Here is a 24,250-nt window from a genome sequence, read left to right as displayed (position 1 = left end):
GGCTTGTCAGGGTGAAACTTCGGTGCGCGCGGAATGATTCCCTCAGCGTCCCGTGCCCGCGTAGACGATCGCGGTCGCGTCGCCGTCGAGGCCGAACGCGCGGTGGACGACGCGGGCCGCCTCGTTGACGCTGTCGGCGCGCGTGACGACCGAGATTCGGATCTCGCTCGTCGAGATCATCTCGATGTTGATGCCCGCCTCGTAGAGCGCTTCGAACAGCTTCGCGGACACGCCAGAGTTGGTGCGCATGCCGGCGCCCACCAGCGCCAGTTTGCCGATCTGGTCGTCGTACTGGAGGGACTGGAATCCAACGTCGCCCTGCTCCGCCTTGAGAGCGGTCAGAACGCGCTGGCCCTCCGATTTCGGGAGGGTGAACGAGATGTCGGTGAGGCCGGTCGCGGCAGCCGAGACGTTCTGCACGATCATGTCGACGTTGGCGTCGGTCTTGGCGACGATCTTGAAGATCTGAGCCGCCTTGCCGGGAACGTCGGGTACTCCGACGACCGTGATCTTCGCTTCGCTGAGGTCGGTTGCGACCCCGGCGATGATGGGTTCTTCCACAGTGCTTCCGTCTTCCTGCTTCGCGGCCTGGGCCGCATTCTCATGTAGCACGAGCGTGCCCTCGTTGTTGTTGAACGACGACCGCACATGAAGGGTCACGCCGTGTCGGCGCGCGTACTCGACCGCGCGGATGTACAACACCTTCGCGCCCGCCGCAGCCAGTTCGAGCATTTCTTCGCTGGTGATGCGATCGATCTTGCGGGCCATGGGCACGATGCGCGGATCGGCCGTGAACACGCCGTCGACGTCGGTGTAGATCTCGCAGATCTCCGCGTTGAGGGCGGCAGCGAGGGCGACGGCGGTCGTGTCGGAACCGCCGCGACCGAGCGTGGTGATGTCTTTGGTGTCCCGGTTGAAGCCCTGGAAGCCCGCCACGATCGCGATCGCGCCATCGTCGAGGGCGTCGCGGATGCGCCCGGGGGTGACGTCGACGATACGCGCGGCACCGTGCTGCGCATCCGTGATCATGCCGGCTTGGCTGCCGGTGAAGGAGCGTGCGTCGTAGCCCATGCTGCGGATCGCCATGGCGAGGAGTGCCATCGAAATGCGCTCACCGGCGGTGAGGAGCATGTCGAGTTCGCGCGGGGCTGGGATGGGCGTGACGGCATGCGCCAGGTCGAGCAGTTCGTCGGTGGTGTCACCCATGGCCGAGACGGCGACAACGACCTCGTTTCCACCCTTACGGGTTTCAACGATTCGCTTCGCCACGCGTTTGATGCTCTCGGCGTCGGCGACGGATGATCCGCCGTACTTCTGCACGATTAGGGCCACGTACACTCCTGGGGGCGAGATGGGGCGAGAATCGCCGGAACAGTTATTCTATCGGCCGACGATTGCCGGCCTCGGAATATGACGTTCGTTTGGGCACAGCGTCAGGAGACGACGCGGCGGCCTTCGAAGGCGCGCCCGAGGGTGACCTCGTCGGCGTACTCGAGGTCTCCGCCGACGGGCAGACCGGATGCGAGCCGAGTCACCCGGATCTCGAGCGCGCTGAGCAACCGGCTGAGGTAGGTGGCGGTCGCTTCGCCTTCGAGGTTGGGGTCGGTGGCGATGATGACCTCCTGCACGGTGTTGTCGGCGAGACGCTGCATCAGCTGACGAATGCGGAGGTCGTCGGGGCCGACGCCGTCGATCGGGCTGATTGCGCCGCCGAGCACGTGGTAGAGACCGCGGAACTCGCGTGTTCGTTCGATGGCCACGACGTCTTTGGCCTCTTCGACGACGCAGATGAGCGCCGGGTTGCGCCGCGGGTCACGACAGATCGTGCAGGTCTCTTGTTCTGAGACGTTGCCGCAGATCTCGCAGAACCGCACCTTGTCGCGCACTTCGAGGAGCACTTCGGCGAGCCGGGTGACGTCGAACGTCTCGGTCTGGAGGATGTGGAACGCGATGCGCTGGGCCGACTTGGGCCCGATTCCGGGCAGACGACCGAGTTCGTCGATCAGTTCCTGAACGATGCCTTCGTACACGGACTACCTCGTCCCGCCCGGCTGGACCGGCTGCTCTTCGATGAAGCTGGCGCCGAGAATTTCGCGAACGACCGATTCTCCATAGCGCTGCGGCTCCTGGAAGGCGGGAGTCGCGCGCCCCTGTGACACGGTCGACGGCCTCTCGACGAGGTTCTCCGACGGCTTCTGGGCAGCCACACGCGCGGGAGCTACGGCCTTCTCGACCGGCACCACACCGCCGGCCGACATCGCTGGCTCCACGGTCATCGCGGGTTCGAACGGTGGTTCGGTCTCGGGCGGCGGAACATCGTCGAAGGGCACTTCGTCGTCGGCCGGGCGCACGTCGGCCGGGCGCTCGTCGACGCGAGGCGCGTCGTCGACCGCGACGGCACCGGAGCCCGGGATCGTCACCGTGGCCCAGGTCGTCGTCACCGCCGCGGAAGCCTGCGCCGGCGGCTTCTGGCCTGGTGCCCGCTGTGCTGAACCCTTCTGCGCGGTCGCCTTCTGTTCCACTGGCGCCTTCTGCTTCTGCGCAGTCGCCTTCTGCGGGGACGCCTCGTCCGACACGGTTTTCTCCGTGGCCGGCGGTGTTGCCGCAGGCTTCGTCGAACTCGGATCGTCCGGAGAGACGGCCGAAACGGTCGCAGGTGCGGCAGCAGGCGGTGCGCCGTCGGCACGGGCGATGAACTTGACGCGGATGCCGAGGAGGTCGACGATCGCCTGGCGGAGATACTCGCTCACACCCTGGCCAGCGCCCTGCTGGCGGAAGCTCGCCACGTCGTTGTCGCTCGGGAAGGAGAGCGACAGCACGTCGTCATTGAGCGAACGGACCTGCGCGGTGAACACGACCATCCAGGCGCTGCGCTTCGCACGCTGGACGGCATCGAGGATCTGCGGCCACGCATCCTTCACCTGCTGCGTCGTGACGGGACCGACCGGGGCAGACGCGGTCTGCGCCGCCGGTGCCGCGGGCCCACCAGCCTCCGACGCACCACCGGCGGACGCACCACCGGCGGACGCACCACCGGCGGACGCAGCTGCAGGCGGGGCGTCGGCGGCTACGGCGGGCCGCACCGGAGCGGGCTGGGCGGCGACAGGCGGCTGCGGAGCCACGTACGTTCCACCAGAAGCACCCTCGACCGAGTCGCTCACACCGACGCGGCGTTCGAGGCGCTCGACCCGCGCGAGGGCACCCCGCTCGGACGCGTCGCTGGAGGGGACGAGGATGCGTGCGATCATCAGTTCGAGGTGCAGGCGCGGCGACGTCGCGCCGGTCATCTCGGTGAGCGCAGCGTTGACGATGTCAGCGGAGCGCGAAAGCTCGGCCGCACCGAACTTGGTCGCCTGGACGCTCATGCGATCCAGTTCGTCCTGGGGCACTCCCCGCAGAACGGCTGCGGCCCCCTCGGCGCTCGTCGCCGCCACGACGATGAGGTCGCGAAGACGCTCGAGGAGGTCTTCGACGAACCGCCTCGGATCCTGGCCCGTCTGGATCACACGGTCGACCGCGGCGAACGCGCCGGCGGCATCGCGCACGCCGATCGCATCGACCACCTCGTCGAGGAGTGCTGCGTGTGTGTAGCCGAGAAGGGCCACTGCGCGCTCGTATTCGACCGAATCGCCTTCGGAGCCGGCCATCAGCTGGTCGAGCAGCGACAGGGTGTCACGCGGGGAACCGCCGCCGGCCCGCACGACGAGCGGTAGGACGCCGGGCGCCACCGTCACGCCTTCGGCATCGCAGAGTTTCTGCACGTAGTCGAGCATCTGCGCGGGCGGCACCAGCCGGAACGGATAGTGGTGGGTACGCGACCGGATGGTGCCGATGACCTTCTCGGGCTCGGTCGTCGCGAAGATGAACTTCACGTGCTCCGGCGGTTCTTCGACGATCTTGAGAAGCGCGTTGAACCCTTGCGGCGTCACCATGTGCGCCTCGTCGAGGATGAAGATCTTGTAGCGGTCGCGCGCCGGAGCGAAGATGGCGCGCTCGCGGATGTCACGGGCGTCGTCGACACCGTTGTGGCTCGCCGCGTCGATCTCGACGACATCGAGCGAGCCTCCGCCGTCACGGCTGAGTTCGACACAGCTCGCGCAGACTCCGCACGGGGTGTCCGTCGGCCCCTCCGCGCAGTTGAGGCAGCGAGCAAGGATGCGCGCTGACGTGGTCTTGCCGCAGCCTCTCGGACCACTGAAGAGGTAGGCGTGGTTGACCCGGTTCGTTCGCAGCGCCGTCATGAGCGGCTCGGTCACCTGCGACTGCCCGATCATCTCGGCGAAAGTGTCTGGCCGATACCGGCGATAGAGGGCTGTGACCACCCCCCTATGCTACTTGTCGCCGCTGACAGAAGAGTCTCATCCACAGCCTCGCGCCGACCGTCAGCGCCGCCACCCGCACCGGCCGATCACCGCATCCCGATCAGGTGCGACTCGCACCCCTCAGGGTGCGCTCGACCGCACGCCAGAAGGCGACCCGCGCGTTCTCCGTGGCCTGCGCCGTGGACGATGACGGGAGGTAGAGCGGACTGTACGGCGGGATGTAGAGCGCGTGCGTCGCGCCGGTTGCGCGAAGGAAGGTGTCCCCGATCTGGTTCCCGCGCGCGTTCTCGCCGGCGGTCATCCAGTCGCATGCGTTCGGCAGCGTCTCGTCCTTTCCCGCACACGCGAGCACAACGGGTCCCTGGATCTGCGCGAGCATCAGCACGTCCGCAGGCCTGACCGTGTTCGTCCCGGTCGTGCACGGCACCCACGCTCCGCCGATGGTGATCGCCGGGACGGGCACGGGCGAGGTGCAGATCACCCCGGTCGTTCCCGACGGCGCGATCGCTCCGTACACGAGCGCGGGATACTGCACTGCCGCCCAGAGTGCCAGCGGCGCCGACCGGGAGGCCCCGAACACGAACACCCGATCGTCGTCGACGCCGGGCTGCGCGCGCAGCCACGCGAGGGCGGCCAGGAGCGTCTCGGCGTGCAGCGTGCCCGACGACACTCCCCCGGCCGAGCCGAACGACGAGAGCGCGAGCGCCGGGTAGCCGAGCCCGGCGATCTGTGCCGCAGCGAGCACCCCGGACTGCATCCCGTTGTCCGCGCCGTCGAGCACGAGGACCGCCGGCTGGAGCCCGACCGACGAGCCGGTGGGTGAGAAGAAGTCGCCCAGGAATCCGCTGTCGAACACGGCGTGGGATCCCACGATGGTTCCGAGCCCCATCCGATGGACCGCGTAGGTGGCGACGGCCCGGCCATCCACGGCTGCCGTGAGATCGATCGTCACGGTTCCGTCGCTCCATCCGTCGTTCGCGGTGGACGAGCCGGCGTTCGATCTGGCCAGCGACCAGAACAGTCCCATCGCATCCGGCTGGCTGAACGGCGCGAGCAGCGGCGTGGCCGTGCCCAGGTCGACGACGCCGTCCGCCGGCACCCCATACGTCGCCCGCGATGTCCACAGGCCGCTCGACTGCGCACTCGCCGTGATCGTCACCGTATGGCCGGGAGCGAGGCCTTCTACCCAGATGTCGAGAGGCCACCACGACGCGCTCGGGTCCTTGCTCACCACGAAATGAGCACCGGCCTGCGACGGTCCGCCCGTCGTGCAGGCGACGAGCGAGGCGAGGAGGCCGAGGGACGCGATCGCGGCCAGGAGACGTCTCATCATCATTCGGTCGCCGCCTGCAGCATGAGCACGACCCCGGACCAGAATGCGACCCGTGCGCTCTCCGTCGCCTGCGCGGTCTTCGGATCCAGTCCGGCGAGGCCGATGGGCAGCATCGGCGGCACGGTGATCTCATGGCCGGCCCCGGGCGCGCGGATGAACTCGTCCCCCGGCCGTGATCCGCGGACGCTCACGCCGGCGCCGAGCCAGGAGCATGCATTGCCCAGGGTCTCGTCCGTCTCTCCGCACGCGAGCAGCACGGGACCCGGGATGCGATCGAGCCGGATCAGCGACATGTCAGCGATCGTACGACCGGGGTCCTCGCACGGCACCCCGACTCCGTCGTGGGTGATTATCGCGGTGCCGGATTCCGACGTGCAGAGCAGCGCGGTCGCACCGGAGGCGCCGATGGCCCCGTAGATCCGCTGCGGCTCGTTCGAGGCGAGCCAGAGCGCGAGAGGGGATGCGCGCCACGACCCGAAGGTGAAGATGCGCTGCGGATCGATGTTCGGCTGGCTTCGCAGCCACGACAGCCCGGCATCGAATGACTCCACCGACAACGCGGAGGACCCGGGGATCTGGCCTTCGGGTCCGAAGGCGGGGAGCACGAATGTCGGGAAGCCCGCGAGTGCGAGCTGGCCGGCGATGAACGGCGCGGACGATCCCCCGTCGTCGCCGTCGATCAGCACGACAGCGGGCTTTCGTCCGGTCTCGAGCGCTGCCGGCCGATAGAACGTGCCGATGCGCAGGTCGTAGGCCGTTCCACCCATCGGCTTGCCCATGGCGTTCCGTATGACGTCGCCCGCGAACACCGGCGTGACGGTCGCGAAGCCGGCGAGCCCCGGCCGGTGAATCTTCGTCGTCGCCACCACGTGGCCGCCCTCGCTCGCCATGAGTTCGATGTCGATGTCTCCGCCCGCCCAGAGGTGTTCGAGCTGGGCCTGAGTCTGGGGCGGCCCCTCGAGCGACCAGAGCAGTCCCGACGCGTCGGCGGCCGGGTAGGGAGCCAGCGACGGCCGAGCCGCTCCGAGATCGACCGCTCCACTGGGCGGCACCGGATAGATCGCGCGCGAGCGCCAGTGCTGGCCCGCCTTGGCGACCGTCGCTGCCACGGTCACATCGAGGCCCGGTTGCAGCCCGACGAGCGAAATGGTGACGGGATCCGTCGTGATTGCGTTCAGCTGGCCGATGACGAAACGGGTGCCGGGAGTCCCCGCATCCGCGGTGCATGCGGACAGCACTGCTCCGAGCATCATCGCGGCGGCGAACGCGACGACCTTCCGTCCGATGCGCCGTCTCACGACCGTGCCGTTCTCAGGATGGTCTCGGCGACGGCGTTCCAGAACGACACGCGTGCACGTTCGGTCGCCTGAGCCCCCGGCACCGGAGGCAGCCCGAGCGGAAGCCCCGGCGGCACCGTGATCGAATGAGCCGCCCCGTCGACCCGAATGTCCGCATCCCCCGAATGCCTTCCGCGCTGGCGCATCGACGAGTCCTGCCATCCGCACGCGTTCGGGAGGACCTCGTCTGCGCGAGTGCACGCGAGCACGACAGGGCCGGCGAGGCCGGCTAGAGAGACCACGCTGAAATCGTTGACCGTGTCACTGTTGCGTTCGCAGGGCACCTGTCCCGATCGGTCGAAGATCGTCGAGACGCCTTCCGGCGAACGGCAGAGCAGCGCTGTCGCGCCACCCGCGCCGAATACGCCGTAGATACGAGACGGGAAGTGTGCGGCCGTCCAGAGTGCCAGCTGCTCCGACTGAGACGATCCGTAGACGAAGATGTGTCGGGGATCGACGTCGGGTCGGTTGTCGAGCCAGCCGATGATCGCGGCCAGCCGCGCCGTGTCGAACGTCGACGTGACATGCACCTGATCGGCGGCACGTTCGACCGGAACGACGAAGACACCGCTGCCGAAAAGCGCGAACAACGGAGCGACGTACGGACGCGACGCACCGGTCGCATCGTCGTCGAACAGGATCACGGCGGGCGCGTGAGGGCGGTAGGGGCCCTGCGGGCGGTAGAACGCCCCGGCGATCGAATCGTCCTCGGCGGTCGACGGGTTCGCAGCGGTGCCGCCGAGCTCATCCGCCAGCACGTTGATCGGCGTCATGGTCGAGCCGAGTCCGGCGAGATCCAGCACCGTGGATGCGACGACACGGCCGTCGTCGAGAGCCGCGATGTGCACTCCGATCGTCGATTCCGTCCACATCCGCGCGGCGGCATCCGGTGCGAGGTCGGGTCCCTGAAGTGACCAGATGAGGCCGGCGGAGTCCGGCGAGCCGAACGGCGCGAGCTGCGGCCTCACTGCGTTCAGGTCGATGATGCCCGTGCCCGGAACCGTGTAGGTCGCGTCCGACTCCCACCGGCCGCCGGGAGCATCCACATGGGCGGCGAGCTGGATGCGCGACCCCGGAGTGAGCCCGACGAGCGAAAGCGGCGGCGGCCAGAGGACGGTGCTGAGATAGACGAGGGGCGCCGTGACGAAATGGGGACCCACCTGCGCGCGTTGCGGAGCGCCCGAACACCCTGCGAGCGCGAGGGCGCCGAGGAGCAGCGCCACCGCTGTCGACCGTGCATGCCACTTCATCAGAACACCACTGGTCTCAGTATGAGCGCGCGCCGGAGCAGCCGGAAGGGCGGTGCGCCGCCTCACAGAACCGCCGTTCTCTGCAGCGCACGAGCGATCGCGTTCCAGAATGTCATCCGTGCGCGTTCGGTCGCCTGCGCACCTGCGGCGGAGGGCAGCGCGATCGGATATCCGGGCGGCACAGTGATCGCGTGGGCTGCCGCGTCGAACTGGATGAGCACGTCATCGGGTCGGGCGCCGCGCTGTCGCATCGCGGACTCCTGCCAACCACACGCGACAGGGAGGATCTCGTCGGAACGACTGCAGGCCAGGAGCACAGGTCCCGCCAGTTTCGCCAGCGACACGACTCTGCGGTCGTCCACCAGGTTGCCGTTGCTCGCGCACGGCGCATGCCCGGAGCCATCGAGCACCATCGAGAGCGCGTCCTCGTGGCTGCACAGGAGTGCCGTCGTCCCTGCGGCGCCGAATGCGCCGAAGATGAGGGAACTGAAGTGTGCGGCCGTCCACAGCGCGACCTGCTCCGACTGGGAGGACCCGTACACGAAGATGTGGTGGGGGTCGACTTCCGGGCGGTTCGCGAGCCAGGCGATGATCGCACCGATCCGGTCGGCCGAGTACGTCGAAGCAAGGTGGACGCCATCGGGGGTGCGCTCAGCCGGAATGACGAACACGGCATTTCCCAGGAGGGAGAAGAACGGAGCGACATACTGTTCAGATGCTCCTGTCGTGTCGTCGTCGAAGATGAGAATCGCGGGCGCGCGCGGCCGCAGCGGGAACTGGGGCGGATAGAACCGGCCGACCGCGTAGTCCTCCTCGGTGGTCGACGGATGTGCGCGCGGGCCGCGAAGCTGGTACCCGAACACCGTGAGCGGTTTCACCATCATGCCGAGTCCGGTCAGATCGACCACGGTCGATGCGACGAGGGCACCGTTGTCTACGGCGGCGATGTGCAACGCGAGTATCGACTCGGTCCAGACGTGGGCAGCGACATCGGGTGGAAGCGCGGGCCCACGGAGCGACCAGACGAGCCCGGATGCGTCGGGCGAGCCGAATGGGGCGAGCTGGGGCCGCGCGGCCGCGAAGTCGATGGTCCCTGTCGCCGGCACGGTGTAGGTCGCGTGGGATTGCCACCGGCCTCCCGGGGCATCCACGTATGCCGTCAGACGGACTCGGTCGCCGGGGTTGAGACCGACGAGCGAAACCGCAGGGTCACGCATCACAACGCTGTACGGGAGCGCGACGAAATGGGGTCCGACCGGCTGTCCTTGCGAGTTCTCTGAGCATCCGGCCAGCGCGAGCGCGCTGAGCACCAGCGCCACTACCGCAGTCCGGGTATGCCACTTCATCAGAGCACCACAGCTCCCAGTATGAGCTTCTGCGGAAGTGCCGGGAAGTGCACGCGCCGCGATCGGCGCTGGGGCGGGAGCGGCTCAGGAAATGGCGGCTCGGGTCTGTCGCGCGATCTCGAGTTCTTCGTCGGTCGGGATGACGAGGACGGTGACGGGCGACTCGTCTGTCGAGATCTTCCGCGCGTCTCGCGACCGTTCCGCGTTCCGCTCGGGGTCCAGCTCGATGCCGAGCGGCTCGAGCCCTTCGACGGCGCCGGCCCTGACGATCGCGCTATTCTCCCCGACACCGGCCGTGAAGCTGATCACGTCGAGCCCACCGAGGATCGCGAAGTAGGCGCCGATGTAGTGCTTCAGCCGGTGCAGGTAGGTCGCGAGTGCGAGCTCGGCGGATGCGTCGCCCTGGGCGGCAGCGCCCGTCACGTCGCGCATGTCGCCGCGGCCCGCCAGCCCGACCAGCCCGCTGCGCCGGTTGAGCAGCTCATCGAGCCCGTCGGTGGTGAGCGCGGCCCTGCGGCTGAGGTGGAGAAGCACCGCGGGGTCGATGTCGCCGGATCGCGAACCCATCACCAGGCCTTCGAGCGGGGTCATGCCCATCGACGTGTCGACCGATCGACCGCCGTCGACCGCGCAGGCCGATGCCCCGTTTCCGAGGTGAAGCACGATCTGCTTCAGCGCGGCGAGCGGTCTCCCGAGGAACCGGGCCGCTTCTTCGGAGACGTACTTGTGGCTGGTTCCGTGGAAGCCGTAGCGTCGCACGCGGTACCGTTCGGCAAGGTCGGCGTCGATCGCATAGGTGTAGGCGGCCGGTGCGAGTGTCTGGTGGAATGCTGTGTCGAAGACGGCGACATGGGGAACATCGGGGAACGCTTTCTTGGCAGCCCGGATCCCTTCGAGGTTCGCCGGGTTGTGCAAGGGCGCCAGATCGGACAGGTCTTCGATGTTGAGCTCGACGAGCGGCGTGACAACGGTGGGTTCGAAGAATCGCTTGCCGCCGTGAACGACGCGGTGGCCGACGGCGATCGGAGGTTCGGCGTCGAGTGCTGGCCCGCTCTGGGCGAAGGCGTCGAGCATGGCGCGGAAACCTGCCGTGTGATCGGGGATCTCGAGCGTGCGCTCGCTCGTGCCTGACGGCCCACGATGCGTGGTGTGCCCGGATGATTCGCCGATCCGCTCCACCAGGCCGCTCGCGACGGCCTCTTCCGACTCCATGTCGATCAGCTGGTACTTGAACGACGATGAGCCGCTGTTGATGACCAGGATCGTACTCATGCGAGCTCCGCCTGGATCGCCGTGATGGCCACAGTGTTCACGATGTCGTCGACGAGAGCTCCACGGGACAGGTCGTTGATGGGTTTGCGCAGACCTTGCAGCACCGGGCCGATCGCTACCGCGCCCGCACTGCGCTGGACCGCTTTGTAGGTGTTATTGCCCGTGTTGAGATCGGGGAAGATGAACACCGTGGCGCGACCGGCGACGTCGGACTGCGGCAGCTTCGAGGCCGCGACCGCCGCATCGGCTGCGGCGTCGTACTGGATCGGACCCTCGACGGGGAGGAACGGATTGCGCTGCCGGACCAGCGCCGTCGCTTCCCTGACCTTGTCGACATCGGCTCCGGAACCCGATTCCCCGGTGGAGTACGACAGCATGGCCACACGTGGTTCGATGCCGAACTGCGCGGCCGTCTCGGCCGACGAGATGGCGATGTCGGCCAGCTGCGTCGCTGTCGGATCCGGGATCACCGCGCAGTCACCGTAGACCAGTACCCGGTCTGCGAGAGCCATCAGGAACACACTCGAGACCACCGAGACATCCGGTCGGGTCTTGATGATCTCGAACGCGGGACGGATCGTGTGCGCGGTGGTGTGGGCGGCGCCGGAGACCATCCCGTCGGCGAGCCCGAGCTGGACCATCATCGTGCCGAAGTAGGACGAATCCGTGACCGTGTCCGCAGCCTGGTCGATCGTGATCCCCTTGTGCGCGCGCAGCCGAGCGTATTCCTGCGCGAAGCGATGGCGAAGCACGTCGTCGAACGGGCTGACGACCTCGGCGGCCGAGACGTCCAGTCCGAGAGCGATCGCACGCGACCGTACCTCGAAGGGCTCGCCGAGAATCGTCAGACGAGCAACGCCGCGCGACAGAAGGGTCGCGGCCGCGCGGAGGATGCGGTCGTCGTCGCCCTCAGGGAGGACGATGTGCTTGTTCGCCGCTCGAGCCCGCTCCAGCAGGTCGTACTCGAACATCAGCGGAGTGACCACGTTCGAGCGGCTGACATCGAGTCGCTCGAGAAGGTCGATGCCGTCCACGTTGCGTTCGAAGAGCGCCAGTGCCGTGTCGTACTTGCGCTGTGAATCCGCTGCGAGACGCCCACGCGCGTTCGTGATGCGGACCGTCGTCTCGTAGGTGCCCAGGTCGGTGGAGATGACAGGGAGTGTCGAACGCAGCCCGTCGATGAGCCGCGTGATCGGCTCAGGCAGGTCGAATCCGCCGTTCAGGACGATGCCCGCCACCGAGGGGAAGGTGCCAGAGGCGTTCGCCATGAGCACGGCCAGGAGCGTCTCGACCCGATCGCCCGGAATGACGATGACTGCGCTTTCGATCAGGCGAGGAAGCACGTTGACCATCGACATGCCGGCGACCACCACACCGAGAGCTTCACGAGCGAGAAGCTCTTCGTCGCCCGACACGAGCGTGCCGTCTATCGCGTCGAGGATGGACCGCATGCTCGGTGCGACGAGATAGGGGTCTTCGGGGACCGCCCACACCATCGTCGAGGCCGGTACCGTGCCGCGCACGGCTTCGATGATCTCGCCGGTGTGGTCTGCATCCGCCCGGTTCACGATCACGGCGAGGAGCGCCGCGTGTTCGGCCTTGAGTTCGGCGCGAGCGATCTCGGCGAGCTGCCGGAGGTCGTCGGCCGGACGAGGATCGGCCTGCCCCAGGCGTTCGCCGCGGCCCTGCCCGGTGCGCCCGCCGAGCACGAGCAGGACGGGTGCGCCGAGGTTGGCAGCGATACGAGCGTTGTAGCCGAGCTCGGTCGGGCTGCTCACATCGGTGAAGTCGGAGCCAAGCACGACGACTGCGTCACAGCGCGCTTCGACGGCATGGAATCGCTGGATGATCGTGGAGAGCGCCGCGTCGGGATCGGCATGGACGTCGTCGTACGTGACGCCGATGCTCTCGTCGTAGTCGGCGGGCGCCGTCGCGCGCTCGAGAAGCAGTTCGAGGACGTAGTCGCGCTCCGTCGTCGAACGGGCGATGGGACGGAAGACCCCGACGCGACCGACAGAACGCGAGAGCAGTTCCAGGACCCCGACGGCCACCGTCGACTTGCCGGTGTTGCCCTCAGCCGACGTGATGTAGATCGAGTGCGACACCGGTCAGTCGGCCTTCTCGATCGCGTCAGCCATCTGGCCTCCAGTGCTCGGCGGGTGTTCTTCAAACCTACCGTCGGGAGCGCGGGCGATGGGCGCTATCCACAGACGAAAAAGACCCCTCACGCACCCGCCAGAGCCCGGTTACCCTTGCTACGTTTCCGTCCTGGGGGAGTTGGCCTGGATGGCGCCACGTGAGGAGCCGTCGACCAGTTTACCCAATCATCCGAGCGACTGATGCCGCGCGACCGCCAGAGGCGTAGTTTTCGGGGCATGAACCGCCTCGCAGCCTGGATCATCGGAGTCGTCGTCGCGACGCTCACGCTCGGAACCGTCTACGTGGTCGCCCAGCAGCTCGAGCGGCAGGGCGCGGACCAGGTGGGTGCGCAGCTCTCCACACAGGTCGCCAGCGATCTGGCTTCCGGTTCCACCGCGACCCTCGACGGGCTCCCCCGCGTCGACATCGCCGCCAGCCTCGCCCCGTTCGTGGTCGTGTACGACTCGGGTGGGCATCCGATCGCCGGCAACGGCTACCTGGACGGCCACCTCGCCGCGCCACCGGCCGGAGTGATCCGGGCCGCAGCATCCGACGGATCGAACCATGTCACGTGGCAGCCGCGACCCGGCCTGAGGTTCGCGACCGTCGAAGTCAGAAGCGGCGACCGGGTCGTGATGGGCGCCCAGTCGCTGATTCCGACCGAACAACGCATCGACAGGCTCGGGATGCTCGTGGCACTCGCCTGGATCGGCACGATGGTCGTGATCGGGCTGATCGCGCTGGCCTTCTGGTGGGTGGGGCGCACCCAGGCGGCGCGAGGCACCCGTCTGAGCAGGTAGGATGCTTCGTGGCCGTTCTTCGATAACGAGGAATACGCCAGCCAGGAGAATTCGCCTAGTGGCCTATGGCGCACGCTTGGAAAGCGTGTTGGGTGCAAGCCCTCGGGGGTTCGAATCCCCCATTCTCCGCCAATTTTTTGCGCGTCAGAGTTCGATGCAGTAGTGGACCTGAGTGTCCTGGGTGACGAACCCGGCACTCTCATAGACTCCGAACTCTTTGCTCGAACCATCGGCGTCGACCCTGAGGCTGGCCCGTCCGTACCCCTGGTCCTGCGCCGCCCGAAGCGTGTGTGAGATCAGGGCTTCGGCCACCCCGCGCTCCTCGTACGCGGGCCGCGTGGCGATGACCCGGAAGTAAGCGTCACGGATGCCGGTCGCCACCGTTTCCGCCTCCCACGAGACGACCAGGATGACCCCGGCCGCCGTTCCGGTCTCGACGTCACGGAGCAGAAAGCTCAACTCGGGCCGGAAGCTCGCGTTCACGGCCCAGACCTTCCACTCCTCGGCGCTCAGCTGCGACCTGCCCACGTCCTGGGCGGCGTCGTTGCGGACCGCGCGGAATTCCTCGTCGGTCTCGGCCGTGTAGCCCTCGATCCGCAGGCCGTCGGGGATAGGAGCGTCCGGAATGGCAGTGCCGAGCGGATGCCTCATGTGCCGGCTCCACTTCGTCGCCGTCATGCCTGCCGCGCGATACAGCGCGACGGCCCCGTCAACGTGCTCGCCGTAGACGGATTCGACGACCAGTTGGAGCGTGGGGTGATGCAGTGCGTGCAGCGCCTCGGCGGTCGCCAGCCCGTGCTGCATGAGCTTCGTCCCGAGTCCCTGGCGACGATGCGTGGGGCGGACAGCGCCCGCCGCGTGCACCCGGTGGACGATCTCGGCTGTCGGCTTGTAGTGGACCGCCGAGAAGCCGAGCATCGTCGCGCCGTCGAACACCGCCAGAGTGGACGTCGGGAGGTCGTCGACCGGTGAGTCCAGCTCCTCGGTCGCGTCTTCCACGGTGTACTGCCCCCAGACGTGGTCCTCCGCGTCGATCGCATTCAGGAGGTCGGCCATCGCCGCGCCGTCGGATACAGCCATCGGGCGCCAAATGAGGTTCGGTGATTCGACAGTCATGATCGCAACCTTATAGAGCGCGGCGAGGGCTGTCGTCTACCGCTAATGTCATCGGTGTGAAACGCGCCACGTCCGTCATTCTCTGCATCGCAGTTCTCGCTCTTTCCGGTTGCAGTGCACCGGCCGCAGGCGCGCCGACCCCATCCAGGGCCTCGAACCCGGCGAGCGCGCCCGCGCCTGCCACAACGCCGAATGTCGTCGATGGACTGCCGGCCAACTGCGACGTGCTCTTCTCCGGCCAGAAGTCGTTCGTCTCACCGGATGGTTCATTGGTGCTCAACCCGGCTTGGAAGTCGGGGCCGGGCACATCGCGACCTGTCGCGAGTGGTTACGGCACGTACGACCCGACACTGGCGGGCATGCTGTCGACCGATCCAGGCATGATCTGCGATTGGGCTCCTCCCGCCGGCCCCAGCACCACGTTCCTCACCACTCAACTGCGTCACGTCGATGCCGCGACGCAGCAAGCCGCGCTCGCCAGGCTGCAGGAACTTGGCTGGTCGTGCAGCTCTGAGTACGGTGGCCAGTGGTGCCTGACGAACGACTCTCACACCGGAGTGTCGATCGGCGAGTCACAGTTCCTCGGGAAGGGCATCTGGCTCGCCTCGGACTGGAACAACGCCGGACCTGAGAATTACACACCGAGGCTCTTGACGATCCTGTTCGGCTGAATGTCAGGCGAACAACCCACAGCAAAGGAGGACCCCGTGGGCACGGTGGTCATGTACAGCTCGGTGTCTTTGGACGGCTTCGTCGCGGACGAGAACGACCAGCCCGGACCTCTGTTCGACTGGTTGACCAGCGGTGACGTCCCGTTGGACGAGAGCGGCGCGTTGAAGGTGTCGCAGACGTCCTACGACTACACCCGTCCGTACTGGGACCAGATCGGGGTGACGATCGTCGGCCGCCACGTCTTCGACCTGACGGACGGCTGGGACGGGACGCCTCCAGGCGGGGTCGAACACGTGGTCGTCGTGACGCACCGGTCGAGACCTGCGGGCTGGGACCCCGAGGCGCCGTTTCACTTCGTCGACGGCGTCGAGGCGGCCGTGGCCAAGGCGCAGGAGCTCGCGGGTGAGCGCATCGTCGAGGTCGCCGCCGGCGACGTCGGTGGCCAGGTGTTCGCCGCGGGCCTGGTCGACGAGGTGCGGATGGACGTCGTACCCGTCGTGTTCGGGTCGGGCAAGCCCTTCTTCGGATCGGTCCAGGCTCAGCACCTGTTGGAGGATCCCGAGGCGGTGGTCCAGGGCGACCGGGTGCTTCACCTGCGCTACCGGGTGCGTCGCTGATCCTCGCTACGCGGTGATCGGAAGGATTTCGGCCAGGAGCTCCTGGATACGCACCTTGATGTCATCGCGCACTCGTCGCACCACCGTGATGTCCTTGCCGGCGGGGTCTTCGAACTCCCAGTCCTCGTAGCGCTTGCCGGGGAAGATCGGGCAGGTGTCGCCGCAGCCCATCGTGATCACGACATCCGAGTCCCGCACTGCCTCCGTCGTCAGGATCTTTGGCACATTGTTCGCGATGTCGATGCCCTCCTCGGCCATCGCCCGGATCGCGATCGGGTTGATCTGCTCCTTCGGCTCCGACCCTGCGGAAAGCACCTGGACCTTGCCACCGGAGAGCGCCTGCATGTAGCCCGCGGCCATCTGGGAACGGCCGGCGTTGTGGACGCAGACGAAGAGGACTGTGGGTTTGTCAGACACTGCGGCTTCTCCGGAGGGTTGTGTTTCGACGATGACCTCACGCATTCACCGTCGTCGATGCTTCAAGTATGGCGAACTCATAGATGACTGTCAATGCATTGACTCAGAGGGATGCGAGGAGCGCTCGCACGCGGGATTCGATGTCGTCGCGGATCTCGCGCACCTTCGACAAGGGCTGCCCGGCCGGGTCGTCGAGGTCCCAGTCCAGGTAGCGGCGTCCCGGGTAGACGGGGCAGGCGTCGCCGCAACCCATCGTGACCACCACATCCGCCGCGCCCACAACCTCGTCGGTGAGGGGTTTCGGATACTCGCCTGCGATCGGCACCCCGATCTCATCCAGCGCTGTGACGACGGTCGGTCGCACCACGTCGACCGGCGAGGAGCCCGCAGTGCGCACATGCACCCGGTCGCCGGCGAGCTGCTTGAGGATCGCCGCGGCCATCTGCGACCGGCCGGCGTTCTGCACGCAGACGAACAGCACCTCCGGTCGGTCACCCGCCACGTGATCCTGGTGCGCCAGCGCACTGAGCCGATCGGCGGCGAAGTGTGACGTGAGCGACGCCAGATTGCGGGTGATGCCGGACTGGTCGGCGAGCAGTCCGTAGCTCTCGCGGACGTAACGCTCCACCGTCTCTCGTGCGAAAACACCGACGAAGCGCTCGGCGAGGTCGGCTGAGATCCGGTCCAGAACCGCACCGGCCGGCGTGCTTGCATCAGGTTCCTGAAGCAGCTCCGAGACGCGATCGATCTGATCGGGCACGACGGAGTACCAGACGAGCCGCCCCTCGGGTTCGCGCAGCAACAGGCCGTCGTCGAGGAGCACCTTCAGGTGGTGGCTGACGGTCGGCTGAGTCAGGTCGAGCTCCTCGGCGAGACGGGTCACCGAAGCGCGCCCGCCCTCCCCGGCAAGGATTAGAGAGAGGATGCGCGCGCGTGTCGGATCGGAGATCCGCTTCAGGCTGCGGAGCGTGTCACTCGCCTCCGGACCGCCACTCATAGACCGAAGCCTATGCGATGCGGTCAGTGAGTCGAACTAGTCATCCAGACCCGAGTCACGCGGGATGCGATCGAGTCGGTGGTTCTTCGGCGGCGAGCCGTTTGTCGAGGGCGGCTCTGGCCGGAGAACCTCCGGTCAGTATGCGAAGGATGCGGAGGAACGCCTGTGTGTCGTCTGCGCTCAGTGCGCTGTCGATCGAGTCGTAGAGCTGATCTTCGATGCCGCGGACCCGGGCTGCCCGGTCTTCGCCTTCCGCGGTGACGGTGAGTCGGACCTGTCGCCGATCGTGCTCGCCGGCGACTCGACTCACGAGGCCGGCGGCCACGAGCCTGTCGACGATGCGGCTGGGGCTCGTGCCGCTGTCACAGACGAGCATGTCGCCGAGCTCCTTCAGAGCGAGCGGGCCGTGGCCCGCGATGATGCGCAGCGCCTCCGATTGCGCCGGGGTGAGGTCGATCTCGGACAAGAGCGCCATCAGGTGGCGGTTGCCCTCCCGTTGCGCGGCAAGGATCAGGTAACGGACCTGCTCAGCAGTTCTCAACGGATCACTCCGCGTGCTGCGACAGTGCCGACTCCAGCAGGCGTGCTGCCGCGGGGTCGTGGGCCGCCAGGACGGGCATCTCGGGGAACTGCGCAGTCAGCTGATTTATTCGTCTTGTCGTCTCGTGGAGGCCGGGCCTGTGACCGACTCCGGGGACACGGTCTGCAGCCAACAGGTCTGCGTCGTAGGTGACATCGCCGACGAAGAGCATGCTCGGAAGCCCTTCGCTCCGCAGCAGCAACGACATCGAACCAGGTGTGTGGCCGGGGGTCGGCAGGAGCAGCAGCGAGCCGTCGCCCATGACGTCATGAGCGTGGGTGAACGGGGCTAGCGAATCGTCCTGGACAGGTTGCGGGGTGACCGGAACCCAGTTGATTCCAGGAATCCGGATGTGATCCCGCATCAGGCCGTTGAGCACCGCGAATCGCTTGTCCACCTGAGCCAGTTCTGCACCGCTCACCACCACCTGCGCCGATCGGGGCAGCTCACGCAGGCCCCCGATGTGGTCCTGGTGCAGGTGGGACAGGATCGCGACACGTACGTCCGCGATGTCGTAGCCGTCGGCCCTCAGCTGCTCGGTGAGCGTAGCGCCTTCGGGGATGTCGAACGTGGCGAGGCGACGGTAGTTGTAGCCGACCATGCCGCCCGGGAAGTAGTCGGGGTCGGTGACCGAGCGTCGGTCCTGGCCCGTGTCGAAGAGCACCAGCCCCTTCTCGTGTTCGATCACATAGACGTTGATCGGACGAGGAGCGGTCCAGCGACGTGACGTGTTGAGCCACCACAGCATCGGTGTGCCATTGGTCTCGACATGTTCGGGGCGGATCTGCACGGTTCCCGTGCTGATGACCGAGACCCGTTTGACAAGCTTCATCATTCCTCCGAAATTAAATGTCGCGACATATATGTCGTGACACTTAGTAAAGCCCATGGAGAGTCCATTGTCAATGCGGGAGTTTCGCCCGATGCGGCGAGAGAGCAGGATTCGAGAAGCGCCAGGCACAGCCCCCAAATTAATATTGGTCTAGCTCACAACACAGGGAGGGCCCCCATGGCTACCACATTCAGCAAAGAGGAAAAGGCCGCCATGAAGGCGGCCATCGCCGAGAAGAAGGCTGCGCAGGAAGGTGCGGACGCCGCAGCCGCGTGTGATGCAGCGATCGCCGCGATGACCGGGACCGACAAGGAACTCGCCGAGGCATTTCACGAACTGGTCCAGGAGAACACGTCGCTGGCCGCGAAGACCTGGTACGGGATGCCCGCTTATGCGGGCGCCGACGGGAAGACGGTCGTCGCCTTCAAACCTGGTTCGAAGTTCAATATCCGCTACGCGACCCTCGAGTTCCAGCAGGCGGCAGCACTGGATGACGGCAACGTGTGGCCCGTCGGTTTCGCCCTCACCAAGCTGGATGACGCGGACAAGAAGCGGATCGCCGCCATCCTGAAAGCCGCCGTCGACCGCTGACGGAGAACCTCAGTCTCCGACGTTGGTTCAGCTTCCTGCCTGAAGGGCAGCGATCTGCGCTCGCGCCGCCACCACGAGTTCGTCGTTCGTGTTGGCGTGACCAGTGAGCCCCCATCCACCCGGCACCGCTTCGGTCAGAAGGACCCAGGTGCGCTCGGCGAGCGTCGGGTCCCCGGCCTGAAAGCCGCCCCGCGGACTCTTTGACGACCTCTGAAGTGGGGGTGCCGTGTCCCCCAAAATGCCGCTACCGGGCGGCCGCCGGATAGGGGAAGCTCAGAGAGTAGAGGGGAATCAATGGGACAGGAGACCGTCGTGACGGCCAAGAGCGTGGTGCTGCGCCCGCACGCCCATCTCTTCACGCGCGGCATCGTCGCGATGCTCGCGCTGACGACCCCTGTCTTCGCCGTGCTGTACTGGCTGACCATCCCTGATGGCGTCTGGCCGCTCGTACTCGCCATCCACATCGCCGTCGTGCTCGTGACAGTGCTCGCGGTGCTCGCGTACTTCGGCACCACGATCCAGTTGCTCCCGAGCGGTGTGCGCGAACGCGGATTCTTCGGCCGCGTTACGGATATCCGGCCGGGGATGGTGGGGTCGGTGGTCCTCCTCGACCTCTATGAAGGCAGCACCCTCGACACGCTCCCCCAGCTGTTCGTCACGGATCTGGACGGTCGCCTGCTTCTCCGCCTCCGCGGACAGTTCTGGTCGCGCGAAGACATGGAGCGCGTTGCCGAGGAACTCGATGTGCCGGTGACCACCCGGAGCGAGTCGATCACGTTGACCGAGCTGAGGCGCGAATCCCCGCAGTTGCTGTACTGGTTCGAGCGCTTTCCGCGCGTCGGGCGCGGGTAGCGGCGGCTGTTCCCGCTCGTCGCGACGAATCGCGCTGCGCTGCGCGACACGTGCCGTGAAAGTATTACTGCGTGAAGACCGTCGCCGGTACGCCCGTCAGCAAGGGCCTGCTGACGCCGGAGTCGCCGCAGAACCCTGTGAGCATCGAACGCTACTGGGCAGGCGACGGAGCCGCGGCCCTCGTGCGGCACTACTGGGTTCCCCGCTGGAACCTCCCGGAACGGGAACAGCTCCGGCAGGATGTGCTGGAGTATCCGACGACGAACATCGTCGTCGAGGACGGCGTAGCACGTCTCTACCGCGCGCATCGGGGACGCAGCACGCGCACGCTGGTGGGCTCCGGCTGGGCGTTCGGGACGATGCTGCAGCCGGGCACCGCGCGGATGCTTCTCGGCAGGAGCATCCGCTCCGCTCCGGCGTCGGCGGACCTCGGCGATCTCGGGCTGACCGGCGCCGGCGACCTCGCGGCCAAGGTCAGTGAGCACGCTTCGACGGGCGACGACCTCTCCGCGATCGACGAGTTCGAGCGCTGGCTGCTGGACCGCGTGCCCGAACCCGACGACGAGGCGCTTCTGGTGAACCGGATCGTCAGCGAAGTCGAAGGCGATCGCGACCTGCTCCGCGTCGAGCAACTCGCCGACCGCTTCGGCATCGGCATCAGGCGGCTGCAGCGCCTGGTCGGAAGCCATGTCGGGTTCTCGCCCAAATGGCTGATCCAGCGCTATCGGCTCCATGAGGCCGCGGCCGCGCTTCGCGGTGATGAGCCGCCTGCGCTCGCCGACCTCGCCGCCGCGCTCGGGTACTCGGATCAGGCGCATTTCAGCCGCGAGTTCAAGACCGTGGTCGGCTCGACACCCGGCGCGTATGCAGCGACGGCCCGCACGGATGGACCGGACCCTCGGTGACGTCGCACGAAGCCGCCGATGCGCTCATCGCCCCGTACCTGCGGCGCTGGGACCTCATCCGCGACGGCCGAACGTTCACGACGCCCAGCAGCGTCCTCGTTCCTGTCGTCTCACACAGCCGGAAGGCCTTCCTCAAGGTGGCGACGGAGCGCGAGGAAGAGCTTGGCTCACGCCTGATGGTCTGGTGGAACGGGCAGGGGTCGGCTCCGGTGTTCGAACACGATGGCCCCGCGATCGTGCTCGAGCGCGCCCGAGGCACGCGGTCCCTCGCCGCCATGGCCGAGACAGAGGCCGACCAGGACGACGCGGCGACGCGGATACTGTGCGAGGTCGCTACGACGCTCCACTCCGTGACTGGCGCACCGCCCGACGGCCTCGTGGGTCTCGACCGCTGGTTTCTCGAGCTCTTCCTTCACGCGGAGGCGCAGGGCGGATTCTTCGCGCGGGCCGCATCCGTCGCCCACGCTCTGATCGACGATCAGCACGAACAGGCGGTCCTGCACGGCGACATCCACCATGGCAATGTGCTCGACTTCGCGGACGATGGATGGCGTGCGATCGATCCGAAGCACGTCACGGGCGATCGGGCGTTCGACTTCGCGAACATCCTCTGCAATCCCGGTGCGAGCATCGCGCTCACCCCCGGCCGGCTCGAACGGCAGCTCGCCGTGATCTGCGAGGCCACCGGCATCGAACCCGGGCGGATGACGGCGTGGGCGGTGGCCTGGTCCGGGCTCTCTGCAGCATGGGGCGAGCGAGCCGACGGGGATGCCGGGCACGCGCTGCAGGTCGGACTTGCCGCCGAGCGGCTTCTCGCCTAGAGCTGGAAGGCGCGCCCGAGGGCGACCATGGCTGCAGCCGCATCGCCGGCTTCCACCGCTGCCCGAAGAGAGCGGTAGTTCGCACGAAGCTCGTCCCAGTCGTAGGTGATCTCGGTCCGGGCCAGGTAGACCCGGTGGATCTTCGCGTCGACGATGTCCTGGGTGGCCTCGACGATCACCGGATTCGGACAACTCGCGACGAGCAGCTCCAGCAACTGCCGGGTGCCGGCCGCATACTCGGCAGCGTCACCTTTCCCGAGCACGGCGTCGGTTCGGTCGAGAATCTTGACGAGACGCGCCGTCGCGGCCGAATCCAGCGCGGGGACGGTCACCAGGATGAGGCCACCCAGTAGCGCTCCCACCGTCTGGAGGTCGTAGCGGGCGGTCTTCGGATCGGACGTGGCCACGCGCGTGAACCGCTGCGCCTCCATGTCGACGAGTCCGAGACGTTTCAGCTCGATGAGCGCTTCGCGCACCGGAGTGCGGGACATACCGAGCCACGCCTGGAGGTCCTCATCCCGGAGGTTCTCGCCGGGTTCGAGGGTGTGATCGAAGATGGCCTCTTTGATCTTGTCGGCTGCGATCTCCCGCAGGGAGCGTCGCTCGATCGATTGGGGATCGGGAGAGGGAACGGGCACGGCGCACATCCTTCGATAGACAGACGGGAAGCGCGCTGACTACTCGCTCCGAACATGCATGCTAATGCAATTAATTTCTCAGAGCACTATTACGCCAGCATTTCGCCTAGGCGAGTCGGTCCTCCATGCCCCAGGACTGGCCGTAGCCGCCGTCGACCTCTGGGCGCGCCATCAGGTCGAGGAACGGCTTCGCATCGAACGCCTCCGGGCCGAGAACACCGACGCCCGACCACACCCCCGTCGCGAGCAGCTCAAGCGCGATCACCGGGTTGAGGGCGGTCTGCCAGACCACGCACTGGCTCTCGTATTCGCGCATCGTCCACTCGTTGTCGCTGACGTGGTAGAGATACACTTCGCGCGGCGAACCGTCGACGCCCGTGCCGGTCGCCCACACCCCTGCACACGTCTTGCCGGTCATCCGGGGCCCGATCGTCGCGGGGTCGGGCAAGGCCGCAGCGACGACGTCACGGGGCGCGACATGCACGGGCCCACTCTCGCTGCGCACGCGGATGGGCGTGGTCGAGTCGAGGCCGAGCTGGTGCAGCGTGCGGAGGATGTTGATGAACTCCTCCCCGAGCCCGTATTTGAATGTCACTCGCTTCGCGTCGATCCAGCGCGGCATCAGCAGCACCTCTTCGTGTTCGACGTTCACGCACTCGACCGGGCCGATGCCCTCGGGGAACATGAAGACCTCCGGCTCGCTGAACGGCGGAGTCGTGAACCAGCCTGCGTCCTTCTCGAAGACGACTGGAGGGTTCAGGCACTCTTCGATGGTCGTCCAGATGCTGAACGAGGGAGCGAAGATCTCGTTCCCGTCGACGTCGCGGACGACGAGGTTCGCACCGTCGCGGGTGCCCAGCTCGTCGAGCTCGCTGAAGAGGTGATCTGCCGCGTACCGGGCGAAGACGTCGCTGAGGCCGGGCTCGACGCCCATGCCCACCAGTGCCAGCCGGCCCGCGGTCTCCCAGTCGCCGCGCTGGGCGAACTGGTCGTCGCCGAGTTTCACCCCGGTCTTCGTGTACGGGTCGGTGGGATGCGGCTCGGACAGGCTCATGGCCATGTCGAGGTAGTCGGCCCCGGCGGCGAGCGCGCCGGTGAAGATCGTCGGCACGAATTTCGGCTCGACGGCGTTCATCACATGGGTCGCGCCGTGCTCACGGGCGACCCGCTCGACGCTGTCGGGGTCGGATGCGTCGATCGACGCCGGCGTGAACCGGCCGGCGATCTCGGCGCCGTGCTTCTGTGCGATCCACGCGACGGTCTTCTCAGCCCTGGCGATGTCGTAGTCGCTGACCACGATCTGCTCGTAGAACGTGCGCCGTGCGGCGATCTTCGCGATGGCGTCTCCGACGCCGCCGGCGCCGACCAGGAGGATTCTCATGATCGCCACCCTACTCGCGAGCGCAGACACGC

General features: G+C 67.2%; 23 protein-coding genes, 1 tRNA gene and 1 other RNA gene. 8 read left to right on the top strand and 17 right to left on the bottom strand.

Annotated features, from left to right (window positions below; genetic code table 11):
* Nucleotides 1–42 precede the first annotated feature (42 nt).
* From AAYO93_RS03935 to ffs, 10 genes are all read right to left on the bottom strand, one after another.
* Nucleotides 43–1,332, bottom strand: coding sequence for an aspartate kinase (locus AAYO93_RS03935; protein WP_345763711.1), 1,290 nt, complete (start codon nucleotides 1,330–1,332; stop codon nucleotides 43–45).
* A gap of 101 nt (nucleotides 1,333–1,433) precedes the next feature.
* Nucleotides 1,434–2,030: a recombination mediator RecR gene (gene recR / locus AAYO93_RS03930; protein ID WP_345763710.1), complete on the bottom strand. Its 597-nt coding sequence runs from the start codon at nucleotides 2,028–2,030 to the stop codon at nucleotides 1,434–1,436.
* 3 nt (nucleotides 2,031–2,033) lie between these two features.
* A complete protein-coding gene (locus AAYO93_RS03925) occupies nucleotides 2,034–4,322 on the bottom strand; it encodes a DNA polymerase III subunit gamma and tau (protein WP_345763709.1) in 2,289 nt (762 codons plus the stop codon).
* 100 nt (nucleotides 4,323–4,422) lie between these two features.
* Entirely contained in the window at nucleotides 4,423–5,658 is a 1,236-nt protein-coding gene (locus AAYO93_RS03920; protein WP_345763708.1) for an acyl-CoA thioesterase/bile acid-CoA:amino acid N-acyltransferase family protein, read from the bottom strand.
* A complete protein-coding gene (locus tag AAYO93_RS03915; RefSeq protein WP_345763707.1) occupies nucleotides 5,655–6,953 on the bottom strand; it encodes an acyl-CoA thioesterase/bile acid-CoA:amino acid N-acyltransferase family protein in 1,299 nt (432 codons plus the stop codon). Before AAYO93_RS03915 ends, AAYO93_RS03920 begins: the two co-directional genes overlap by 4 nt.
* Nucleotides 6,950–8,242 carry an acyl-CoA thioesterase/bile acid-CoA:amino acid N-acyltransferase family protein gene (locus AAYO93_RS03910; RefSeq protein ID WP_345763706.1) on the bottom strand — a complete coding sequence of 431 codons (1,293 nt, stop codon included), beginning with the start codon at nucleotides 8,240–8,242 and terminating at the stop codon, nucleotides 6,950–6,952. Before AAYO93_RS03910 ends, AAYO93_RS03915 begins: the two co-directional genes overlap by 4 nt.
* Before the next feature lie 62 nt (nucleotides 8,243–8,304).
* Nucleotides 8,305–9,588, bottom strand: a complete 1,284-nt coding sequence (locus AAYO93_RS03905; protein WP_345763705.1) for an acyl-CoA thioesterase/bile acid-CoA:amino acid N-acyltransferase family protein — start codon at nucleotides 9,586–9,588, stop codon at nucleotides 8,305–8,307.
* A gap of 84 nt (nucleotides 9,589–9,672) precedes the next feature.
* Nucleotides 9,673–10,860 (bottom strand): acetate/propionate family kinase, encoded by a 1,188-nt coding sequence (locus AAYO93_RS03900; RefSeq protein ID WP_345763704.1) that lies wholly within the window; start codon nucleotides 10,858–10,860, stop codon nucleotides 9,673–9,675.
* A complete protein-coding gene (pta, locus tag AAYO93_RS03895) occupies nucleotides 10,857–12,965 on the bottom strand; it encodes a phosphate acetyltransferase (RefSeq protein ID WP_345763703.1) in 2,109 nt (702 codons plus the stop codon). The genes AAYO93_RS03900 and pta overlap by 4 nt, the downstream gene beginning before the upstream one ends.
* 107 nt (nucleotides 12,966–13,072) lie before the next feature.
* Nucleotides 13,073–13,169, bottom strand: an RNA gene (gene ffs / locus AAYO93_RS03890) — signal recognition particle sRNA small type.
* Between the two features lie 66 nt (nucleotides 13,170–13,235).
* On the opposite strand from ffs, the gene AAYO93_RS03885 reads away from it, so the two are divergent.
* Together AAYO93_RS03885 and AAYO93_RS03880 are read left to right on the top strand one after the other, a co-directional pair.
* Nucleotides 13,236–13,799 carry a hypothetical protein gene (locus tag AAYO93_RS03885; RefSeq protein WP_345763702.1) on the top strand — a complete coding sequence of 188 codons (564 nt, stop codon included), beginning with the start codon at nucleotides 13,236–13,238 and terminating at the stop codon, nucleotides 13,797–13,799.
* Between the two features lie 44 nt (nucleotides 13,800–13,843).
* Nucleotides 13,844–13,931 (top strand) — tRNA-Ser (locus AAYO93_RS03880).
* 12 nt (nucleotides 13,932–13,943) lie between these two features.
* Here the strand turns inward: AAYO93_RS03880 and AAYO93_RS03875 are convergent.
* On the bottom strand, nucleotides 13,944–14,915 hold the full coding sequence (locus tag AAYO93_RS03875; protein ID WP_345763701.1) for a GNAT family N-acetyltransferase: 972 nt from the start codon (nucleotides 14,913–14,915) through the stop codon (nucleotides 13,944–13,946).
* Nucleotides 14,916–14,971: 56 nt separating this feature from the next.
* Here AAYO93_RS03875 and AAYO93_RS03870 point away from each other — a divergent pair, with 56 nt between their 5' ends.
* Both AAYO93_RS03870 and AAYO93_RS03865 read left to right on the top strand, forming a co-directional pair.
* A complete protein-coding gene (locus AAYO93_RS03870; protein WP_345763700.1) occupies nucleotides 14,972–15,586 on the top strand; it encodes a hypothetical protein in 615 nt (204 codons plus the stop codon).
* A gap of 36 nt (nucleotides 15,587–15,622) precedes the next feature.
* Nucleotides 15,623–16,204 carry a dihydrofolate reductase family protein gene (locus tag AAYO93_RS03865; protein WP_345763699.1) on the top strand — a complete coding sequence of 194 codons (582 nt, stop codon included), beginning with the start codon at nucleotides 15,623–15,625 and terminating at the stop codon, nucleotides 16,202–16,204.
* Nucleotides 16,205–16,210: 6 nt separating this feature from the next.
* On the opposite strand, the gene AAYO93_RS03860 is transcribed toward AAYO93_RS03865, so the two are convergent.
* From AAYO93_RS03860 to AAYO93_RS03845, 4 genes are all read right to left on the bottom strand, one after another.
* A complete protein-coding gene (locus tag AAYO93_RS03860; RefSeq protein ID WP_345763698.1) occupies nucleotides 16,211–16,621 on the bottom strand; it encodes an arsenate reductase ArsC in 411 nt (136 codons plus the stop codon).
* Between the two features lie 103 nt (nucleotides 16,622–16,724).
* A complete protein-coding gene (locus AAYO93_RS03855; RefSeq protein ID WP_345763697.1) occupies nucleotides 16,725–17,618 on the bottom strand; it encodes a metalloregulator ArsR/SmtB family transcription factor in 894 nt (297 codons plus the stop codon).
* A gap of 55 nt (nucleotides 17,619–17,673) precedes the next feature.
* Nucleotides 17,674–18,159, bottom strand: coding sequence for a MarR family winged helix-turn-helix transcriptional regulator (locus AAYO93_RS03850; protein ID WP_345763696.1), 486 nt, complete (start codon nucleotides 18,157–18,159; stop codon nucleotides 17,674–17,676).
* Nucleotides 18,160–18,163: 4 nt separating this feature from the next.
* Nucleotides 18,164–19,033, bottom strand: a complete 870-nt coding sequence (locus AAYO93_RS03845; protein ID WP_345763695.1) for an N-acyl homoserine lactonase family protein — start codon at nucleotides 19,031–19,033, stop codon at nucleotides 18,164–18,166.
* Between the two features lie 174 nt (nucleotides 19,034–19,207).
* Here AAYO93_RS03845 and AAYO93_RS03840 point away from each other — a divergent pair, with 174 nt between their 5' ends.
* The 4 genes from AAYO93_RS03840 to AAYO93_RS03825 all read left to right on the top strand — a co-directional run bounded on the left by AAYO93_RS03840 (nucleotide 19,208) and on the right by AAYO93_RS03825 (nucleotide 22,199).
* Nucleotides 19,208–19,621, top strand: a complete 414-nt coding sequence (locus tag AAYO93_RS03840) for a hypothetical protein (protein ID WP_345763694.1) — start codon at nucleotides 19,208–19,210, stop codon at nucleotides 19,619–19,621.
* Between the two features lie 294 nt (nucleotides 19,622–19,915).
* Nucleotides 19,916–20,473, top strand: coding sequence for a hypothetical protein (locus tag AAYO93_RS03835; protein ID WP_345763693.1), 558 nt, complete (start codon nucleotides 19,916–19,918; stop codon nucleotides 20,471–20,473).
* 71 nt (nucleotides 20,474–20,544) lie between these two features.
* Nucleotides 20,545–21,378 carry an AraC family transcriptional regulator gene (locus AAYO93_RS03830; protein ID WP_345763692.1) on the top strand — a complete coding sequence of 278 codons (834 nt, stop codon included), beginning with the start codon at nucleotides 20,545–20,547 and terminating at the stop codon, nucleotides 21,376–21,378.
* Nucleotides 21,375–22,199, top strand: a complete 825-nt coding sequence (locus AAYO93_RS03825; protein ID WP_345763691.1) for an aminoglycoside phosphotransferase family protein — start codon at nucleotides 21,375–21,377, stop codon at nucleotides 22,197–22,199. The genes AAYO93_RS03830 and AAYO93_RS03825 overlap by 4 nt, the downstream gene beginning before the upstream one ends.
* Here AAYO93_RS03825 and AAYO93_RS03820 read toward each other — a convergent pair.
* Both AAYO93_RS03820 and AAYO93_RS03815 read right to left on the bottom strand, forming a co-directional pair.
* Complete coding sequence (locus AAYO93_RS03820) at nucleotides 22,196–22,837, bottom strand: GntR family transcriptional regulator (protein WP_345763690.1); 642 nt, start codon at nucleotides 22,835–22,837, stop codon at nucleotides 22,196–22,198. The genes AAYO93_RS03825 and AAYO93_RS03820 overlap by 4 nt on opposite strands.
* 106 nt (nucleotides 22,838–22,943) lie before the next feature.
* Nucleotides 22,944–24,218 carry a saccharopine dehydrogenase family protein gene (locus tag AAYO93_RS03815; RefSeq protein ID WP_345763689.1) on the bottom strand — a complete coding sequence of 425 codons (1,275 nt, stop codon included), beginning with the start codon at nucleotides 24,216–24,218 and terminating at the stop codon, nucleotides 22,944–22,946.
* Nucleotides 24,219–24,250 lie beyond the last annotated feature (32 nt).

Origin of the sequence: Diaminobutyricibacter sp. McL0608 (assembly GCF_039613825.1) — a bacterium.
GTDB lineage: Bacteria > Actinomycetota > Actinomycetes > Actinomycetales > Microbacteriaceae > Diaminobutyricibacter.
Note: the sequence above shows the minus strand (reverse complement) of the source record. Positions and strands in the feature narration are given on the sequence as shown.

What these genes read in the sequence shown, in the direction of transcription:
- AAYO93_RS03920 (WP_345763708.1), bottom strand. Translation starts at nt 5,658, where the DNA reads ATGATGATGAGACGTCTCCTGGCCGCGATCGCGTCCCTCGGCCTCCTC.
- AAYO93_RS03910 (WP_345763706.1), bottom strand. Translation starts at nt 8,242, where the DNA reads ATGAAGTGGCATGCACGGTCGACAGCGGTGGCGCTGCTCCTCGGCGCC.
- AAYO93_RS03905 (WP_345763705.1), bottom strand. Translation starts at nt 9,588, where the DNA reads ATGAAGTGGCATACCCGGACTGCGGTAGTGGCGCTGGTGCTCAGCGCG.
- AAYO93_RS03900 (WP_345763704.1), bottom strand. Translation starts at nt 10,860, where the DNA reads ATGAGTACGATCCTGGTCATCAACAGCGGCTCATCGTCGTTCAAGTAC.
- AAYO93_RS03885 (WP_345763702.1), top strand. Translation starts at nt 13,236, where the DNA reads ATGAACCGCCTCGCAGCCTGGATCATCGGAGTCGTCGTCGCGACGCTC.
- AAYO93_RS03875 (WP_345763701.1), bottom strand. Translation starts at nt 14,915, where the DNA reads ATGACTGTCGAATCACCGAACCTCATTTGGCGCCCGATGGCTGTATCC.
- AAYO93_RS03855 (WP_345763697.1), bottom strand. Translation starts at nt 17,618, where the DNA reads ATGAGTGGCGGTCCGGAGGCGAGTGACACGCTCCGCAGCCTGAAGCGG.
- AAYO93_RS03845 (WP_345763695.1), bottom strand. Translation starts at nt 19,033, where the DNA reads ATGATGAAGCTTGTCAAACGGGTCTCGGTCATCAGCACGGGAACCGTG.
- AAYO93_RS03840 (WP_345763694.1), top strand. Translation starts at nt 19,208, where the DNA reads ATGGCTACCACATTCAGCAAAGAGGAAAAGGCCGCCATGAAGGCGGCC.
- AAYO93_RS03835 (WP_345763693.1), top strand. Translation starts at nt 19,916, where the DNA reads ATGGGACAGGAGACCGTCGTGACGGCCAAGAGCGTGGTGCTGCGCCCG.
- AAYO93_RS03815 (WP_345763689.1), bottom strand. Translation starts at nt 24,218, where the DNA reads ATGAGAATCCTCCTGGTCGGCGCCGGCGGCGTCGGAGACGCCATCGCG.